At 55.8% G+C, this 2,297-nt stretch carries 4 protein-coding genes; 2 read left to right on the forward strand and 2 right to left on the reverse strand.

From position 1 onward, the window contains the following. Positions 1 to 273: methyltransferase family protein (locus tag ACP5EL_RS06015; protein WP_428401590.1), on the forward strand; the 273-nt coding region annotated here is incomplete at its 5' end. Between the two features lie 121 nt (positions 274 to 394). Here the strand turns inward: ACP5EL_RS06015 and ACP5EL_RS06020 are convergent. Both ACP5EL_RS06020 and ACP5EL_RS06025 read right to left on the reverse strand, forming a co-directional pair. Further along, positions 395 to 832, reverse strand: a complete 438-nt coding sequence (locus tag ACP5EL_RS06020; RefSeq protein WP_428401591.1) for a lamin tail domain-containing protein — start codon at positions 830 to 832, stop codon at positions 395 to 397. Between the two features lie 306 nt (positions 833 to 1,138). Further along, complete coding sequence (locus tag ACP5EL_RS06025) at positions 1,139 to 1,531, reverse strand: lamin tail domain-containing protein (RefSeq protein WP_428401592.1); 393 nt, start codon at positions 1,529 to 1,531, stop codon at positions 1,139 to 1,141. Positions 1,532 to 1,830: 299 nt separating this feature from the next. Here ACP5EL_RS06025 and ACP5EL_RS06030 point away from each other — a divergent pair. Further along, positions 1,831 to 2,297, forward strand: a 467-nt coding sequence (locus ACP5EL_RS06030; protein ID WP_428401593.1) for a carbonic anhydrase, incomplete at its 3' end; no start/stop codon positions are given.

Raw genomic sequence — 2,297 nt, forward strand, 5'->3', positions numbered from 1 at the left:
AAGAGCAGGACCACAGTCAAGCCCCAGGAGATGCCCTCAAAGCTCGTGGTCTCCGGACCCTTCCGGATCAGCCGCCATCCCATGTACCTGGGGATGGCCGCCATTCTCCTGGGCGAGGCGGTCCTCCTGGGGTCCTTCGCGACCTTCGCCTTCCCCCTGATCTTCGCGATCCTGATGGAGGCGTTGTTCATCAAAAAGGAGGAGGAGAACCTGGAAAAGGCCCTGGGAAAGGAGTATCTGGACTACAAAAGAAGGGTACGGCGCTGGATATGATCCTGATCCGCGCCGATCGCCCATCGACCTCGACCCGAAGATAAATCGCCGAGAGATGGCAGGCCTCCGCCGGGAGGAAGGGCCATCTCAGAGATCCCGTATTATCCTCTCATCCCGTTGGCTAGGCATCCTCCAGATCGCTCTGATCATCTTGCGGTTCAGGATATTGGGATACGACGTTTTCCTCATCGTCCATCAGGGTGGCGACGTCGCCGGCGTTGTTCCAGATCGGATTGCCCATATTCCAATACAGGTCGGTGGCCGTATCGTTCCCCACGTCGGTATGGACCATCACTCTCGCTCCCGGCTCGATGACGAAGCCCTCCGGGAAGGCGTAGGCATGCTCCTGCTCGTCTTTAAGAGTCCAGCCGGTGAGGTCCTGGGCGGCCTCGCCCAGGTTCGAGATCTCGACCCACTCTTCGACCCAGCTGGCGTTGGTTATCTCCACGCTGTAAGCCTCTTTTGACCCTCCGATTCCGGGGTCCGCTTCCTCTGCACCTGAGAGCCCGACGGCGGTGAAGACCAGCGCCGAGATCAGCACTACATATATCGAACTCATGTCGTCACACCTCTGAGTCTTACTTAATTTCAAAAGATATAAAGTTATCTGAAAATTATTCTTCAGTATTTGGATCTTATAAGATGGCAATAGGTTTTATTTCAGATAGATATATGGGTTTAACTTCTATTATTTTTATGACTATTAATTATAGAATTATGTAACTGTTTTTTCGGGTATGAGAGGGGGAGACGAGGGGACGGGCGGTAAGAGAGGAGGGATGAGTAGAGAGAAGAGGAGTGATGAAAAAAGTGGGGTTCTTGGAACCCCACCAAAATAAGCTACGTACAGAGTCCGTCTCGTCCCTCAGGAGACTTCCGGATAAGATGCCACAACCTCGCCGTTGGCGTCGATGAGGGTCGCCACCTCTTCTTCATCCCATACGAAGTCGTCGCGTCCCCAGTAGAGGTCGCTCTCGGTCTCGTTTCCCTGGCCGGTGTGGACCTTGACCGCCGCCTCCGGCGCGAGGACGAAGCCCTCAGGGAAGGAGTAAGTGTTGTTCTCCCCATCGGTCAGGGTCCAGAAGGTGAAGTCCTGGCTTGCCATCCCGGAGTTTGTGATCTCCACCCACTCCTCCTCGTCCGCGCTGCTCAGACCGGTGATGGTCACCGCATCTTCCGCGCCGGACATGATATCGCCGGGGGTGACATCCTGGGCGGCGGCCAGCCCCAAAAACAGGGACGAGATCAGCAGCACCATCTGCAAAAATCTAGAGTTTTTCATGACTAACCTCCCACTTTTCACCGTTTTTTACGGTTATCTCTCTTTCGCGAATCGATTTAAGCTTTTCTTCCTTTAAAGCCCCCATCAAAAGCTGAGCTTCACCGATGAGCTCGCCCTTATCATGGCCAAAACCGCTTTTGAATGGTGCAGCCCTTCAGTCTGTAAAATGGAGCAAAGATTATATACTGCGATCATAATGCTCGGAGAGCCGTATATCTGGGAATGAAACGGTGATCTACTTGACAAATAGAAGGATTTTCGAAAAGATAGCCATCATGGCTGCGGTTCTCTCTCTGGCGGCCTGCCTGACCGGAGCGATCGCCTCGGAGGAGATGGAGGACGCCATATCAGCCGAAGACGCCTGGAGCATTCTGATGGAGGGAAACGGACGCTTCGTCTCCGGGGATCTCGCCGATAAGGACTTGCCCGAGAGGAGGGCCGAGCTTCTCTCCGGCCAGAGCCCCTTCGTGACGGTGGTGACCTGCTCCGACTCAAGGGTCCCCCCTGAGCTGATCTTCGACCAGGGCCTCGGCGACATATTCGTGATCAGGGTTGCAGGAAACGTCATGGACCCCGTAGTCCTCGGCTCCGTCGAGTACGGCGTCGAGCACCTTCACACGCCGCTCCTGGTGATCCTGGGCCACCAGAGCTGCGGGGCCGTCACCGCCGCCAGCCAGGGCGGGGCTGCTGAGGGGAACATCGGGAGCATCATGACCGAGATCGAGCCCGCCGTCGAGATGGC

Origin of the sequence: Methanocrinis sp. (assembly GCF_049974945.1) — an archaeon.
Lineage (GTDB): Archaea > Halobacteriota > Methanosarcinia > Methanotrichales > Methanotrichaceae > Methanocrinis.

Coding starts and splice junctions, on each gene's coding strand:
- ACP5EL_RS06020 (WP_428401591.1), bottom strand. CDS start 832: ATGAGTTCGATATATGTAGTGCTGATCTCGGCGCTGGTCTTCACCGCC.
- ACP5EL_RS06025 (WP_428401592.1), bottom strand. CDS start 1,531: ATGGTGCTGCTGATCTCGTCCCTGTTTTTGGGGCTGGCCGCCGCCCAG.